The 15,933-nt window shown below is 45.1% G+C and carries 12 protein-coding genes; 1 reads left to right on the top strand and 11 read right to left on the bottom strand.

The genetic code is table 11. The features are described 5' to 3' along the window. The gene (xdh, locus tag H171_RS05800) at positions 1 to 2,565 is read left to right on the top strand and encodes a selenium-dependent xanthine dehydrogenase (protein ID WP_100304298.1); all 2,565 of its coding nucleotides are present in this window, start codon (positions 1 to 3) and stop codon (positions 2,563 to 2,565) included. A gap of 63 nt (positions 2,566 to 2,628) precedes the next feature. On the opposite strand, the gene H171_RS05795 is transcribed toward xdh, so the two are convergent. From H171_RS05795 to H171_RS05745, 11 genes are all read right to left on the bottom strand, one after another. Beyond that, entirely contained in the window at positions 2,629 to 3,333 is a 705-nt protein-coding gene (locus H171_RS05795) for a hypothetical protein (RefSeq protein ID WP_100304297.1), read from the bottom strand. A gap of 126 nt (positions 3,334 to 3,459) precedes the next feature. After that, positions 3,460 to 4,608, bottom strand: coding sequence for a lactaldehyde reductase (gene fucO, locus H171_RS05790; protein WP_100304296.1), 1,149 nt, complete (start codon positions 4,606 to 4,608; stop codon positions 3,460 to 3,462). A gap of 147 nt (positions 4,609 to 4,755) precedes the next feature. Next, positions 4,756 to 5,325 carry a TetR/AcrR family transcriptional regulator C-terminal domain-containing protein gene (locus H171_RS05785; protein ID WP_186802576.1) on the bottom strand — a complete coding sequence of 190 codons (570 nt, stop codon included), beginning with the start codon at positions 5,323 to 5,325 and terminating at the stop codon, positions 4,756 to 4,758. A gap of 97 nt (positions 5,326 to 5,422) precedes the next feature. Then, positions 5,423 to 6,058 carry a DUF4318 domain-containing protein gene (locus H171_RS05780; protein WP_100304295.1) on the bottom strand — a complete coding sequence of 212 codons (636 nt, stop codon included), beginning with the start codon at positions 6,056 to 6,058 and terminating at the stop codon, positions 5,423 to 5,425. Then, on the bottom strand, positions 6,051 to 6,509 hold the full coding sequence (locus H171_RS05775) for a LytTR family DNA-binding domain-containing protein (protein ID WP_100304294.1): 459 nt from the start codon (positions 6,507 to 6,509) through the stop codon (positions 6,051 to 6,053). The genes H171_RS05780 and H171_RS05775 overlap by 8 nt, the downstream gene beginning before the upstream one ends. 149 nt (positions 6,510 to 6,658) lie before the next feature. Further along, positions 6,659 to 7,177, bottom strand: coding sequence for an anaerobic ribonucleoside-triphosphate reductase activating protein (gene nrdG, locus H171_RS05770; protein WP_100304293.1), 519 nt, complete (start codon positions 7,175 to 7,177; stop codon positions 6,659 to 6,661). A 10-nt stretch (positions 7,178 to 7,187) separates the two neighbouring features. Continuing rightward, positions 7,188 to 9,317, bottom strand: coding sequence for an anaerobic ribonucleoside-triphosphate reductase (nrdD, locus tag H171_RS05765; protein WP_100307436.1), 2,130 nt, complete (start codon positions 9,315 to 9,317; stop codon positions 7,188 to 7,190). A 114-nt stretch (positions 9,318 to 9,431) separates the two neighbouring features. Beyond that, positions 9,432 to 10,052, bottom strand: coding sequence for a flavodoxin family protein (locus H171_RS05760; RefSeq protein ID WP_100304292.1), 621 nt, complete (start codon positions 10,050 to 10,052; stop codon positions 9,432 to 9,434). Positions 10,053 to 10,079: 27 nt separating this feature from the next. Then, positions 10,080 to 13,223 (bottom strand): DEAD/DEAH box helicase, encoded by a 3,144-nt coding sequence (locus tag H171_RS05755; protein ID WP_100304291.1) that lies wholly within the window; start codon positions 13,221 to 13,223, stop codon positions 10,080 to 10,082. 22 nt (positions 13,224 to 13,245) lie between these two features. Then, positions 13,246 to 15,015, bottom strand: coding sequence for an arginine--tRNA ligase (argS, locus tag H171_RS05750; RefSeq protein WP_100304290.1), 1,770 nt, complete (start codon positions 15,013 to 15,015; stop codon positions 13,246 to 13,248). A 289-nt stretch (positions 15,016 to 15,304) separates the two neighbouring features. Beyond that, the gene (locus H171_RS05745; protein WP_100304289.1) at positions 15,305 to 15,889 is read right to left on the bottom strand and encodes a sugar O-acetyltransferase; all 585 of its coding nucleotides are present in this window, start codon (positions 15,887 to 15,889) and stop codon (positions 15,305 to 15,307) included. Positions 15,890 to 15,933: the final 44 nt, after the last annotated feature.

Raw genomic sequence — 15,933 nt, 5'->3', positions numbered from 1 at the left:
ATGTACATATTGCACATCAATGGTCAGGACTACGAAACGCCCCACGACAAAAAGCTGCTGCGTTTCTTACGGGATGATCTTCATCTGACAGCTACAAAGGATGGCTGCAGTGAAGGCGCCTGCGGAACCTGTACAGTTCTTATTGACGGGAAAAAAGTAAAGGCCTGTGTTCCCAAAATCAGCACGCTGGAGGGAAAAAACATTCTTACTGTAGAAGGAATTGACCCGGAAGAAATGAAGGTTTATGAACACTGCTTTGCAGAGGCCGGCGCTGTTCAATGCGGCTTCTGTATTCCTGGCATGGTCATTTCCGCCAAAAGTCTTCTGGATACAAATCTCACCCCTACAAGAGCGGAAGTTAAAAAGGCAATCAAGGGCAATTTATGCCGCTGTACCGGCTATAAAAAGATTGAAGATGCCATTCTTCTGGCGGCTGACTTTTTCAGAGAGAAGCTGGAGATCCCACAATCTCCTACTGCCCTGCATATGAATGAACACTTTAAGCGCATAGACGCTGCAGAGAAAGTAAACGGAACCGGAATCTTTGCCGATGATATGTATCTGCCTGGCATGCTGTACGCCAAGTGCCTGTATTCCAAGTATCCAAGAGCCTTGATCAACCGGATCGACGTATCAAAAGCACTGGAGCACCCGGACTGCGTGGAAATCCTGACAAAAAAGGATGTGCCATGCAATAAGATCGGCCACATCAAGCAGGACTGGGATGTTCTCATGGGCGAAGGAGATATCACCCGTTACGTTGGAAATGCTCTGGCAGTCATTGCAGCGACCCGTGCAGAAGCCCTGGAAGAAATCCTGGCACTCATTGACGTTGATTATACGGAGCTTCCTGCCATCACAAGCCCCTATGAGGCTTTAAAGGGCGATGCTCCCCTTATTCATGAAGACGGCAACATCATGAGCCGTGCCAACCTGGTGCGGGGAAATGCAGATGAAGCCATTAAAAATTCAAAATATGTAGTAACAAGAAAATACAAAACCTCCTGGCAGGAGCATGGCTTCATGGAACCGGAGTGCTGCGTGGCACTTCCTGAAGGGGATGACGGCCTGCTGATTTACACCACCAGCCAGTCCATATATGACGTTCAGAGAGAATGTGCTCAGATGCTTAACCTTCCCAAGGAAAAGGTCCATTGCCATGCACCTTTAGTAGGCGGCGGTTTCGGGGGCAAGGAGGATATGTCTGTGCAGCAGTATGCTGCCTTAATGGCCTGGTATACCAGGAAACCTATTAAGGTCAAATACAGCCGCCAGGAATCCTTAAATTACCATGTAAAACGCCATCCCATGGAAATGGAATTCACCACAGCCTGTGATGAAAACGGCCGCCTGACTGCTATGAAGGGAGTCATCATTGCCGATACGGGAGCTTATGCTTCTCTGGGAGGCCCAGTGCTCCACCGCGCCTGCACCCACGCAGCCGGCCCTTATAACTATCAGAACATTGATATTTTTGGTATGTCCGTTTACACCAACAATGTGGTTTCCGGCGCCTTCCGGGGATTTGGCGTAACCCAGAGCTGCTTTGCAACGGAAATGAATATCAACCTGCTTGCAGAAATGGCTGGTCTTGATCCCTGGGAAATCCGCCGGCGGAATGCTATCAAGCCAGGCGATATCCTTCCAAACGGGCAGACCGCAGACCCAAATACCAATATGGAAGCCTGCCTTGACGCTGTAAAGGATATTTATTATTCCAATCCATACGCAGGAATTGCCTGCGGCTTTAAAAACGCAGGAACCGGAATGGGTAAAATGGATGTAGGCCGTGTTCTTCTTTCCGTTGAGAAGGGAAATGTTCACATCCGCACCTCCGCCTCGTGTATGGGCCAGGGAATCGGTCAAATGGCTTTAACCGAAATCTGTCATGCATCAGGACTTGATCCTGCCCTTTTTATCTATGAAGCGGCAGATACCATAAGGACTCCTAACTCCGGAACCTCCACTGCTTCCCGCCAGACGGTTGTTACAGGGGAAGCAGCCCGCAGAGCCGGTGAAAAGCTAAAATGTGCCTTAGACAGCGGAAACAGCCTGGCAGACTTAGAAGGACACGAATTCTTCGGGGAATATTCTGCTCAGACAGATCCACTTGGAGCCATCAAGGATAATCCTGTAAGCCACGTATCTTATTCCTATGGAACTCAGGTAATTATTTTAAATGAAGAGGGAAAAATCACCAAGGCAGTATCTGCGTTTGACGTGGGAACTCCAGTAAACATTGGGTCCGTGGAAGGTCAGATTGAAGGCGGTATGATCATGGGAATCGGTTACGGTGTCACTGAAGAGTTTAAATGTGAAAACGGATATCCTGCCAGCAAATTCGGTACCATAGGATTTATGAGAGCAGACGAGGCACCTGAACTGGAAGTCATTCTCTGCCAGCCAAAGGAAGAGGATAAACTGCCTTACTCCTTTGGTGCCAAGGGATGCGGGGAATTGTGCATGATCCCCACCTCTCCCGCCTGTGCTCATGCTTACTACAGGCTGGATGGAGTATTCAGACAAAGCCTGCCGTTAAAGAACACGTATTATAGAAAGAAATAATGGGACTTAAATCACCCCGCTGCCAGAAACAGATACAGTTTCCAGCAGCGGGGTGATTTTTCTTTATTGCAGCAGCAATTTCGCATAAAAAGCGGTCTGATTCTGGTTGACCATGATCTTTGCTGCAGTTTGCAGCGTTTCCTGAGCTTCCCGGCCTGATTTCATGGTTTGAACAGCAGGTTCCATGGAATTGCCGATGTTTATATAAGACATGCCACAGGGAATGGTCGTGGTAACCAGTTTGGCTGTTTCATAACAGTCTCTCAAATATCTTCCAAGCTTTTCTCCTGACAGGCCTTTCGAATTGCCCTGGATAAAACAGCCGCGTATGGATATGAAACGCAATTTTCTGGCTTCCGCCGCTAATTGGGATAATTCTTCCACACGGAAGCCAGGCATTTCTCCATTGTCATAAGCTTCTGCAATCACGGCAATTCCTATCACTTCCAGATGACCCGGAGCCAGATATCCGGCTGCTGCTTCATTGATAAGTTCTATCTCTTTTAAACTGGAGGCAACGAACCTGCATGTCCCAATGACTGCCTTTATGGCTGCCGGCTCTTTATAAAGAGCCGGGAAATAAATGTCGTTCCTGTCCATTCCTGCCAAAGAGGCCAGTTGAACAGATCCGCAGTCTTCTGCCTCCAATGCCCAGCCCTTTTTTATCAGATAATCCACAGTTTCTGTATTCACTTCCCCCTTATAGAGATATTGAAAACCGGGAAGCAGCTCTAAGACTGATTCAGCCTTTTCCATTCGATCGTTCATATAGTTTCTCCTTATCCATTTATATTACTTTCAGAATAACCGATTTGGATCTTATTTCAAGTTCTTTTCCCATGGATATCGGATATTGGAAAACCTCCTGACCGAGGGCCAGGAGGTTTCTTTTGCTTACATAAGTGATTTATAAAGTTTGATGATATCTTCCAGACTGGCTTCCCTGGGGTTTCCTGGAGCGCATGCATCTGCCGCTGCGGATTCTGCCAGGAACTGCACATCCTCTTCTTTTGCTATCTGTGTTAAATCTGCCGGTATCCCTACATCTGCTGACAGTTTTTTGACCGAATCAACCGCTGCCTTGCGGTATTCTTCTTCCGTCATGCTCTCAGTTCCTTCCACACCCATTGCCCTTGCGATATCACGGTACTTCTCACCGGTTGTATCGGCGTTATACTCCATGATGGTAGGAAGCAGAATGGCGTTTGCCACCCCATGAGGTGTGTCATAAACAGCGCCAAGTGCATGTGCCATGGAATGTACGATACCAAGGCCGCAGTTTGAAAATCCCATTCCTGTAATGTACTGGCCCAATGCCATGCCTTCCCGGCCTTCGACGGTATTTTCCACGGCCCCTCTTAAGCTTTTTCCTATTAACTCAACTGCCTTTAAATTGAACATATCTGTGATGGGATTGGCACCCTTTGTAATATAACCTTCGATTGCATGGGTCAAAGCGTCCATGCCTGTAGCGGCAGTCAGGCCCTTTGGCATACTGGCCATCATGTCCGGATCAACGATGGCAACAATGGGAATATCATGAGGATCCACGCAGACAAATTTGCGTTTCTTTTCCACATCAGTGATTACATAGTTGATGGTAACTTCCGCTGCCGTACCTGCTGTGGTGGGAACGGCGATGATCGGTACGCTTGGTTTTTTAGTGGGAGCCACTCCTTCTAAGCTTCTTACATCTTCATATTCCGGATTTGCAATGATGATGCCGATGGCTTTAGCCGTATCCATGGAAGAGCCGCCGCCGACCGCTATGATATAATCCGCTCCTGACGTTTTAAATGCCTCTACCCCTGTCTGGACATTTTCTATGGTCGGGTTTGGCTTAATATCTGAATAGATCTCATAATCCATTTCGTTTTCTTCCAGGATCTTTGTAATCTTCGTGGTTACGTTAAATTTAATTAAGTCGGGATCCGATGCAATAAAAGCTTTCTGAAATCCTCTTCTTTTTACCTCGCCTGGAATCTCCAAAATTGCACCGGAGCCGTGATATGATGTTTCGTTTAATACAATCCTGTTTGCCATGATAACCTCTCCTTCTCCTTATATGACATGTTTATTATGTTATAATTTTAACAACATACAGGCAAAAAATAAAGTTACAATCGGTATCTTTTGTAACAAATCTTACAAAAAACACAAATTGTAACTTTTATTATATAGCAATCATACCTAAATCAGGCCCGCTTCCGAAAATACCGTTTCCAGCTTGGGCGGCATAGCTTCTGTCAGACTTGCAGCCATCTCACCCGGACTCTGCTTCATACCCGAAAGGACCCATTTCACCGTCATATATACGGAACCTCTGCAATACATCTCAAGAAAAAACTCGATTTCCTCAGAAAGCATTTCCTGTCTCTTCCGGGTAATGAGTTCCGTATAAAATCCCATGATCAGTTCAAAGTCATGTTCTTTCAAAGAATTATAATCGTCGGAACGGAACGCCTCCGTAAAGAATACCTTTTCCTTTTTGATAAATTCGAATTTTTCCTTCAGACTCTGACGAACGGTTTTATCCACTCCGATCTGAGCAAAGGATTCCAGAACCAGCTTGTCAAAATACCAGTTGATCAAATCGTATTTATCCTTAAAATTCCGGTAAAAGGTTTGTCTGGTCATTCCACACCCATCCACAATGTTCTGCACTGTAATCTTATCCACAGGCTTGGTTTTCATGCAATCCTTTATGGAATCAGCCAGACGGTATTTTGTTTTTTCGCTTTTGTTTGGATTGTCAATCATGTTCCGCTCCTGTCCTGTTCATTTTACTTCATCTATTTTACCATAGGTTCCCAGGTTTGTGAACACTCTCATACTCAGATAGCTCCTGACTTGCCAATTAAAGCTTTGTAATGTCCATGGTATACACAGGTCCTCCATACGTATAGTAACTCCTTAAATCCACCTCATGAAGGACCCCGTCAAGCTTAACCACAGCCGGAATATCCCGTTCTATATATTCCAGGCTCAAGCGGTTTTTGATGCAGTAATTTTCCAGAAAAGAGAAAAATTCTTCCTTAGTGCCTGGCTTTTCATTCAAATCAATGACAAGGGTCCGTCCTCCCTTTGCTTTATTCAGTTCATTGGCAGTACGCTTAGCATAAAGGTAATTTAACGCCCATCTCCCGACAAGCACCACAGCATCGGATAAGATCATGTATCTTAAATAATCCGGAAGAAATGCAGCAAGAAACAATAAGAGAACTAATAAAATATCAAACCAGTACATAAAAGCCATTCCCCGCAGCCAGCTTAGATCCATTTCAGGCAGCCGTTTAAAGAATTGAAGCAGGCAGCCTGAAGCAAGATAAATGAGAAAAAACAAGCCCAGGCGGTCCATGACGATCTCTAGCCCCTGTCTGCCAGAGAAAAGCCAAAGTCCCATTAAAGCACCTACAAATAAAATCATCCCCAGATCGGCTCCGGCAAACAGAATTTCCCAAAAAACCTCTCTTTTTCCCTCGTTCCTATTCATAACGCCTCACCTCCAAAATCCTGTCCTTTACCTCTTTTAAATATTTCCTGGAAATATAAGTTTCCTGGGAATTTAACATGGAAACCTTCATAAGCCCATTGAGCATGGGGGTATAGGTCCTTACCTTATCTATATTCATGATCACAGATTTGGATATACGGATAAAATTAGACGGAAGAAGCCGCTCCAGTTCGTAAAGTCTCCTATTTGTCTCATAGGTTTCCTCTTTCGTATGGACCACCTGTTTTTCCATCACCGTTTCAATCAAATAAATCTCAGGGCTCGGAACCCGGCAGATTTTCTCTTCCCTCTGGCACAAGAGCGTTACCGACCGGAACAAATCCTGTTCCAGATATTCTGCAAGACGGTCCACCGCCTCATCCCGCTCATGGATGTACAGCTCCGCAGATTCTTCCGCATCATGGCTGACTGTTCTAAAATTGACCTTCATACTTCTTCCTCCTGACTGCCAATTCATCATATCATAATCGAACCGGTTTTTACAGGGATTATGGGTAAGTGGCCGGTTTTAAACGGTAAGAAGCTAAAACAGGGTATTTTGCCCCCGCCGATACGGCGGACTGCAAAATACCCTGTTCTTTATTCCCACAATACAATCGTTCCCATATCAAGGGATTCCTGCACTTTAATGATCCTTTGATTGGATGACCCTTTAAACCGCAGTTTTAAATCCTTTTTTTCCACTTCAAACTTTCCGTCTACCAGGACATCCAGACAGTTTAATATACGCCTTGTCTCAGGAAGCTTTCCTGCCATGTCTCCCAGAATATCCTTTTCAAAATCATAACCGGTGTAGCACCAGATCGTCTTTTCCGGAAAACGCTCCTTTACTTTCTCTATCAAAGAAAGAATGCCCTTCTGATTTTTGGGATCCATGGGCTCACCCCCCAGCAGGCTTAAGCCTGCAATATAGGGATGGTCTAAATATTCCAGTATCTTTGATCCGGTTTCCGGACCATATTCCTGGCCGTAATGAAAATCCCAGGCTTCAGAATTAAAACACTCCTTGCAGCGATGATTGCAACCGCTGACAAACAAAGATACCCTGACCCCCGGGCCGTTCGCTACATCCGTAGGCTTTATGGTTGCATAATTCATGGCACACCTCCTATAGATGAAGAACCCTGGATTTGATCTCCTTTGTCTTTCCGGTGTTCCAGAAATTCTCTCCCAGATAACCGCAGGTTCTTCTGGTCACATTCATCCGCTTCTTATCCTTATTATGGCACTGAGGGCATTCCCAATCCATATCTTCATTGATGATGATCTCACCATCAAAGCCGCATTCCTGACAATAATCTGATTTGGTGTTAAACTCTGCGTACTGGATGTTATCGTAAATGAATTTCACCACTTCTTCCATTGCTTCCAGATTGTTCTGCATATTAGGAACCTCCACATAGGAAATGGCCCCGCCGGAGGAAATATTCTGAAACTGGCTTTCAAAGGTGAATTTGCTGAACGCATCTATATTTTCCCGCACATCAACGTGATAGGAGTTGGTGTAATAGCCTTTGTCCGTCACATCAGGTATGTTTCCGAACCGCTCCCGGTCAATTTTGGCAAAACGGTAGCAGAGAGATTCCGCCGGTGTCCCATATAAGCCAAAGCCAAGGCCTGTCTGTTTTTTCCACTGGTCTACAACCTTCCGCATATAATTCATGACACGAAGGGCAAACTCTTCTCCTACCGGATCTGTCTGACTGACTCCCTTCATAAGCTTTGTCGTCTCATAAAGGCCGATGTATCCCAAAGATATGGTTGAATAGCCATTATGAAGGAGCGGGTCGATCTTTTCACCTTTTTTAAGCCTTGCGATGGCACCGTACTGCCAGTGGATCGGGCTTACATCGGAAAGGGTGCCTTCCAGTGACTTATGTCTGCACATCAGAGCCTCATAGCATAGATCCAGACGTTCATCCAAAATCTTCCAGAATGTATCTTCGTCTCCCTTTGCCTGAATACCGATCTGCGGCAGATTAAGACTTACCACTCCCTGATTAAATCTTCCCTCAAACTTGTAATTTCCATTCTCATCCTTCCAAGTAGACAGGAAGCTCCGGCAGCCCATGCAGCTGAATACGTTCCCTTCATAATTTTCCCTCATTTTCTTAGCAGAAATATAATCCGGGTACATGCGTTTAGAAGAGCATTTCACCGCCAGCTTCGTTATGTAATCATATCTTCCGCCCTTTAAGCAGTTATTCTCATCTAAAACATAGATCAGTTTAGGAAATGCAGGAGTGACATATACGCCTGCTTCGTTCTTAATCCCTTCCAATCTCTGACGGAGGACCTCCTCCACGATCATGGCATTTTCCTTGAGGTATTCGTCGTTATCATCAAGGCATAGGAACAGGGTCACAAAGGGGGCCTGCCCGTTGGTTGTCATTAAGGTGTTGATCTGGTACTGAATGGTCTGGACACCGGATTTTAATTCATCTCTCAGGCGGATGGCGGCCATCTTTTCCACCATCTCAGGAGAAACCGTATCCCCGAATTCCACACAGATCTGCTTATGGAATTTATCATTGCTTTTTCTTAAATATTTTCCCAAATGCCGGATATCTACGGACTGGCCGCCGTACTGGTTGCTGGCAACAGCCGCTATGATCTGGGTCATGACCGTACAGGCCACCTGAAAGCTCTTAGGGCTTTCGATCATTTTTTCATTCATTACGGTGCCGTTATCCAGCATATCACCGATGTTGATCAGACAGCAATTAAAAATCGGCTGTACGAAATAATCCGCATCGTGGAAGTGAATGGAGCCCTGGTCATGGGCAAGAGAAATCCTCTCCGGAAGCAGCATTCTTCTGGTTAAGTCTCTGGACACCTCTCCTGCGATGTAATCTCTCTGAGTCGATGCCAGAATGGTATTCTTGTTGGAATTTTCCTCTGCAAGTTCCTTGTTCTCATTTTTAATCAGTTTTAAGATAGACTCATCGGTTGTGTTTGCCTTCCGAAGCAGAGCCCTCTGGTAACGGTAAATGATGTATTTTTTGGAGAGCGTATATTTGTTCTTATTTACCAGACTGCTCTCGATCATGTCCTGAATTGCTTCCACACTGATCACGCCGTCGTTATCTCTCTCCACATGATCCAGTATTGTATCAATCATTTCCTCTCCAGCCCGCTCAGAAGCTTCCACCTCTGCATTGGCTTTCCGAATGGCTGTAATGATTTTATCCCTGTCATATTCCACAATTCTGCCGTCACGTTTTTGAACTTTAATCATCCCTGTCACCTTAACCTCTTCTATATTTTGTATCTATAAGTTTTGAATCACTACATATAGTGCCTTTCTCATTATACACCACAACCAGAAAAAGTAAAGGGAATTTTTTCTTGTTTATCGTATGAAATTTGTCCTTGGGATTTCTTCCCAGGCGGGAAGGCTGATTCCTGCGGCTTTTCCCACCTCAAGACATTTTAAAAGCCATGCCATATTTTTTCCGAGAGCTCTCATGGTGTGAAGCCCTTCCAAATCCTGTTCCACCTCCTGAGGCGTAAATCCGTGAACCATGTTCCAGTAAGTGGAGGAAACCACCGGCATCTGGGCAATGGTGAAATATTTGTTTAACACATCAAGAGAAGCTGTAGTTCCTGCCCTCCGGGCGGACACAACTGCTGCTCCAGGTTTAAAGGCAAAATCCCTTCCCGCATAAAACAAACGGTCCAGGAAGGAAAGCACGGTGCCGTTAGGAGAAGCATAATGAACAGGGGAACCTACGATCAGTCCTTCCGCTGTTTCCATTTTATCAAGTACCTGATTAACCAAATCATAATTAAATACGCATCTTCCTGTTTCTGAACATTTCTGACAGGCAATGCATCCATGGACAGACTGGCTCCCTACGTGTAGGATTTCTGTCTCAATGCCTTCTTCATTCAAGGCCCATTCCACCTCAAGGAGGGCTCGATTGGTACAGCCTCTCTCATGAGGGCTCCCGTTTAACATTAGTACTTTCATCACTTATCCATCCTTTCATTCAATTAACTATATATCCAAAAGCCCCAACAAATCCTCTTTGGTCAGATTGCTTAAGGATACGGTTCCCTCTGTTATAATCTGTTCCGCCAAATCTTTTTTGGATTCCTGAAGCTTTAAAATATTTTCCTCAATCGTCCCCTTAGTGATCAGTTTGAATACGCTCACCTGCTTCTCCTGACCGATCCTGTGGGCACGGTCCGTGGCCTGGTTCTGAGCAGCCACATTCCACCATGGATCAAAGTGTATGACCACATCCGCCGCAGTCAGGTTAAGTCCTGTACCGCCTGCCTTTAAGGAAATCAGGAATAAGGGGATCTCATCATCTTTAAAGGAATTAACCATATGGAGCCTATCTTCTTTCGGAGTTGCTCCTGTCAGCATATAGAATGGTACCGCCTCTTTTTTCAGCCTTTGTCCGATCACCTCAAGCATAGAGGTAAACTGGGAAAAGAGCAGGATCTTGTGCCCGCCTTCTACCCCATTCCGAACCAGGTCAATGCAGGTTTCCAGTTTTGCAGATCCGCCTTTGTAATTCTCATAGCATAAATGAGGGTCACAGCAGATCTGACGGAGTCTGGTAAGCGCCGAAAGGATCTGGATGTTATCCCTTCCCGAACTGCCATCTAAACTTTCAAGCTCCTGCTTTAAGCGGAACGCATTTGCCGCATACAGCTCTTTTTGCTCTTTGTCAAAAGCCGAATAAACAATGGTCTCCAGCTTGTCCGGCAATTCTTTCAGCACATCTTTCTTAAGCCGTCTTAATAGGAAGGGGCCGATCAGGCGGTGAAGGCTCTCCAGGGCTGGCCTTTCCTGATCCCTGACAATGGGAAGCTCATATTCTTTTTTAAATTTCCGATAGGAGAAAAGAAATCCCGGCATCAGAAAATCAAAAATGCTCCATAACTCAGATAAACGGTTTTCAATGGGAGTACCGGTTAAAGCAAACCGGTTTCCTGCATCAATGCTTTTTACCGCTCTTGCACTCTGGGTGGATGCATTTTTGATATACTGGGCCTCATCAATGACCTGAAACCGGAAGAACTTATCCTTATAAAGAGCAATATCCCGTTTTAATAAATCATAGGACGTGATCAGCACATCTTGCTCATCCGTATTCATTAACAGCTCTTCCCGCTCCCCTGCCTGTCCGGTGATTGTCGCAACTTTAAGAGATGGAGCAAAAATGTGAAACTCATTCTCCCAGTTGTACACTAAGGAGGCAGGACAGACGATAAGGGAAGTTGTATGTTCCTTTTTATCCGCTTCATCAAGGAGCAGGGTTATGATTTGAATGGTCTTTCCAAGTCCCATATCATCGGCAAGGATTCCGCCAAAGCCATAGCTGTCCAATGTCTTAAGCCAGCGGTATCCCGTCTTTTGATACCCTCTCAGCACATGACGCAGGGGCTTGGGGACCTCAAAATCACTGTCCTCCACAGACTTCATTCCCCGGACCACCGCCTTATAGAGCTGGTCCCGGTAAAGGGTAATGCCATTTCCTTCTTTTAAAATGCTGTCCAGATAAAGCGCTCTGTATTTTGGAAGGCGGAACGACTTGCCCAGCTTATCAGGGTCAGCAGATAAGCCCTCAATCAGCCTTGCAACCGTCATAAGCCCGTTGTCGTCAAGACTTATAAATTCCCCGCTTTTTAAGCGGTAATACTTCTTTTTCTGGCTGTATACTTCCAAAAGCCTGCTTAAGTCCTCTCCCGACAGCCCGGCCGTATCCACGTCCAATTCCAGCCAATTCCCTACACTCCGAACTCCAATGGATACTTTGGGAGGAGGAAGAACTTTTAACTTTTTAAAGGATTCGGAAAAATAGACTTCTCCCAACGCCATGAACTCGCTCATTCCTGAGGTAAGTAACCGGTATACCGCTTCCTCATCATCCCGAATGGCCGGATATTCCGATTCATATTCTTTGTATTTAAAGTAGCGGGTTATCAGGCGGCTGATGCGGAACTCTCCGGGCACATCCCGGCACACGGTACGGGGAAGGCGCTCATCTTCTACCGGCTGGAACGAATAGTCCCCATAGGAAAGGGTCGGTTTTAAAATCAGTCCGCCCTGCCCATCAGAATCAAAGTCAAATCTAGCCTTTAACTCCTCCGGTTTATAAGCTTCCAGATCCAGTTCTTTGGAATCAATGGTGCAGTAAGCAGCGATCCTTTTTAAAACCCGTTCATAAAAAAGAGGCATATCCTTGTCATTGATCTCTGTTTCATAAGAAGGTTTAAACCCTTCCATCATCTGCCCCAGAAACACGGAAAGGGCCTCGCTGCAGGGCTGGTCACAACAGTATAAGTATTTCATATCTGCAAGATATAAGCGGTGTTCCCCCTCAAAGGTCAGAAGCTCCCGGTCAACGGACACCAAAACCCCATCCCGTCCCTGGCGCTTTACCGTAACCTTTAAGTTGGGATTGCGGTCAACGATCATCAGCTGCCGCTTCTGCCCCTTGTAATCTTCAAATTCCAGGGTCTCTCCCATCATGATTCCAAAGAAACGGTCCCGGTTTGCGCGGCTCAAATTTAAAAAACGCAGGACAGGTTTTGTGGAAAAGGAACTTTTCTGAAACTGTTCATAATGCTCACAATATGCATTTACAATCTCCAGTACAAATTCCAGGAGGGGGCGGCTCTCCTTTGCGAAGGCGGAAGGACTGTGATGGAACGCCAAATTTTTGCCGTATTCCACATAGGTGCCGTTTTCTACCGCATTTGCAAATGCAGCCAGATCCTTTACCATGTAAAGCCGGTCCTTTCCAAGCTTAAACTCCAGCTTCACATCTCTACGGCTGATGAGGAGGGATAGGGAAAGTTTCACCTGTTCCTCTTCTCCCTCGCTCATGATCCGGGACACCTCCCGGTTGGTATATTCCCGAATCATGGCTCTTGCTTGCTGGGAAGTGAGTACAGGCCTTCCAGGGTTTGACTCCTGCTCTTTATACACCTCAAACAGAGCTTTGCAGTGAGGACACATCCCCCGGTAAGAATTTCCCTGGGCACAAGAACAAGAGTAGTCAAAAACCTGACTACCCTTGATATGCAAATTTGCCTTATATTCCTTTCCCTGATCCTCCACCAGGGCACTGACGCCTGATTCGCCCTTCCAGAAGGTATTTGTCGTCAAGTGTGATACTCTCATAGTTCCTCACATCCGTTCACCATTACATTCGTTCCGGCGCCTCGATTCCCAGTACGCCAATACATGCATTTAATACATCCTTGGTAAGCCTGATTAAACGGATCCAGGATGCCTGCCGTTTTTTATCCTCTTCGGATATGATCTTGGTATCATGGTAAAAGCGATTAAATGCATTGGCGAGTTCATAAATGTACTGGCATATTTTATGGGGCGCAAGCTCCGTAAAGCCTGTTTCCATGATTTCGTTATATCTGGAAAGTTGGAGCATTAGATCTTTTTCCGCCTCCGATGCAGCTGCAAGAATCTGCTCCTCACCCTGGTATTTATCTTCAAGGCCCTGGTATTTTGCCAGAATGGATTTAATTCTTACAATCGTATAAAGGATGTAAGGGCCAGTATTTCCCTCAAAGGATACGAAACGGTCCATGTCAAACACATAGTCCTTGGATGCCTGATTAGACAGGTCCCCATACTTTAAGGCTGCCAATCCCACGATCTTTGATGTTTCCTCCGCTTCTTTCTCAGAAACGGTACGGTTCTCCATGATTTTTTCGTAAGCCGCCTGGCTGATGTCAGATATCAGTGTTTCCAGACGCATAACTCCGCCGTCCCTTGTCTTAAAGGGCTTGCCGTCTTTTCCGTTCATGGTTCCAAAGCAAAGATGTGACATCTTCTTATCCTGTGATACAAAGCCGGCCTTTTTCGCCACACGGAACACCTGGACAAAATGCAGCTCCTGACGTTTATCCGTAATATAGATGTACCAGTCTGGCTTTATATCTTTCTCCCGTTCAATAATGGTTCCAAGATCAGAAGTGGAATAAAGGGCTGCACCGTCCGACTTTCTTACAATACAGGGAGGAAGTTCTTTGGTATCTCCCTCTTCTCCAATATCCACAACAAGGGCTCCCTGGCTTTCATAGGCAAGACCCTTATTTTCCAGTTCCTTGATCAAACCGGCAATATAGGGTTCTGCATCGCTTTCCCCTTTCCATAAATCAAAGGAAACATTGAGATTTCCGTAATTTTTCTTTAAATCAGAAACAGATACTTCTATAATATGACGCCAGATGGCACGATAAGGTCTGAAACCGTTTTGCAGCTTCAAAGTGGCGTCATGAGCTCTGGTACTGAATTCTTCATCAGATTTGGCTTTTGAACTGGCCGCAGGGTATATCTCTTCCAGCTCACTGATGGTAAAAGGTGCTTCCTCTGGATACTCCCCTTCATAGGAATCGTCAAAATAAGGCAGCTCCGGTTTTCTGTCCTTAAGCTCCTCAATGATCAGTCCCATCTGAAGGCCCCAGTCTCCCAGGTGAACATCTCCGATGACATGATGTCCAAGAAAACGGCCCATTCTCTTAATACTCTCCCCGATAATTGCGGAACGGAGATGGCCTACATGCAGAGGCTTTGCGACATTGGCTCCGCCGTAATCCACCACAATTGTCATGGGGATTTTTGTTCTTTCACAGCCGCACTGTTCTTCGTCAGCCATGCCATTCATATAGTCTGCCAGATAATCTGAATTGAGCTTTAAATTGATAAATCCCGGCATCACTGCATCCACCGCAGCAAATACATGACTTGCGGCAAGCTTTTCCACCACTTCCGAAGCTATATCAAACGGTTTCTTTTTATAAGCCTTGGCTGCTGCCATGGCTCCGTTACACTGGTATTCGCAAAGGTCCGGACGATTAGATAAGGTTACCTTTGCATAAGCCTCATCATATCCGCAGTTCGCAAATGCTGCCTTCATCTCTGCTGTAATCAAATCAAGAATCTTCTTCATCAGTTCCTGGTCTCCTTTTTCTATTCCAGATATTTCTACGCTAAATATTAATTATATTACAAGTGACCTTAAAAATCAAATTCTTTTCCCTTTTCTTTTCCAAAACTGTACTGCTCCATGATCTTCAGTCACATGGACAGGAATAGGTGATCCAGTAATAAAATAAGCGCCTTTTTAAGTTATGAGGATCGCTCAATCCTTATCTTTTCCCAAAAAGGTGCTTTCTTTTATTATTTTATCATATTTACTTTCTATGCTTGCAATATTCTCTTATTGCATTTCCCCGTATTTAAATATTTTCCCGTATGATTCTGCACGGATTGCCATATGCAATCTGATGATCAGGTATATCTCTTGTTACAATGCTCCCCGCACCAATCACAACGTTATTGCCAATGGTTACACCGGGCATAATAATCACACCGCCTCCAATCCAAACATTGTTACCAATAATAACAGGCGCTGTTTGTGTTTTACAAAAAGAAAAAGAACCATCTTCTTTTATCTTCCCGAAACGCTCTATGGCATTTGTAGGGTGGAATGCAGTATATATTTGTACGTTAGGTGCAATAAGGGCATTATCCCCGATAACGATTCTATTGTCATCTAAAAAAGTGCAGTTCATATTAACCTCGCAGTTATTACCAAAGTAAATATTATTCCCGTAATCAACAAAAAACGGTGCGGTAATCCATAAGTTAGACCCTCGCCCACCTAATAATTCTGTTAAAATACGGTCTTTTTCCGCAGCATCTTCAGAATTCGTCTGGTTATAATTCCTTATAAGATTCTTTGCTTTATGCCATTGGGTTAATAATTCCTTATCCCCGCAATCATAAAGTTCTCCTGCTAACATTTTCTCTCTTTCAGTCATGTTATGCCCCCGCTCAACTTCCTTTTTAACAAACTATACCATAA

Source organism: [Clostridium] celerecrescens 18A, assembly GCF_002797975.1.
Taxonomy (GTDB): Bacteria; Bacillota; Clostridia; order Lachnospirales; family Lachnospiraceae; genus Lacrimispora; species Lacrimispora celerecrescens.
This window is presented reverse-complemented; position numbering and strand designations above follow the sequence as displayed.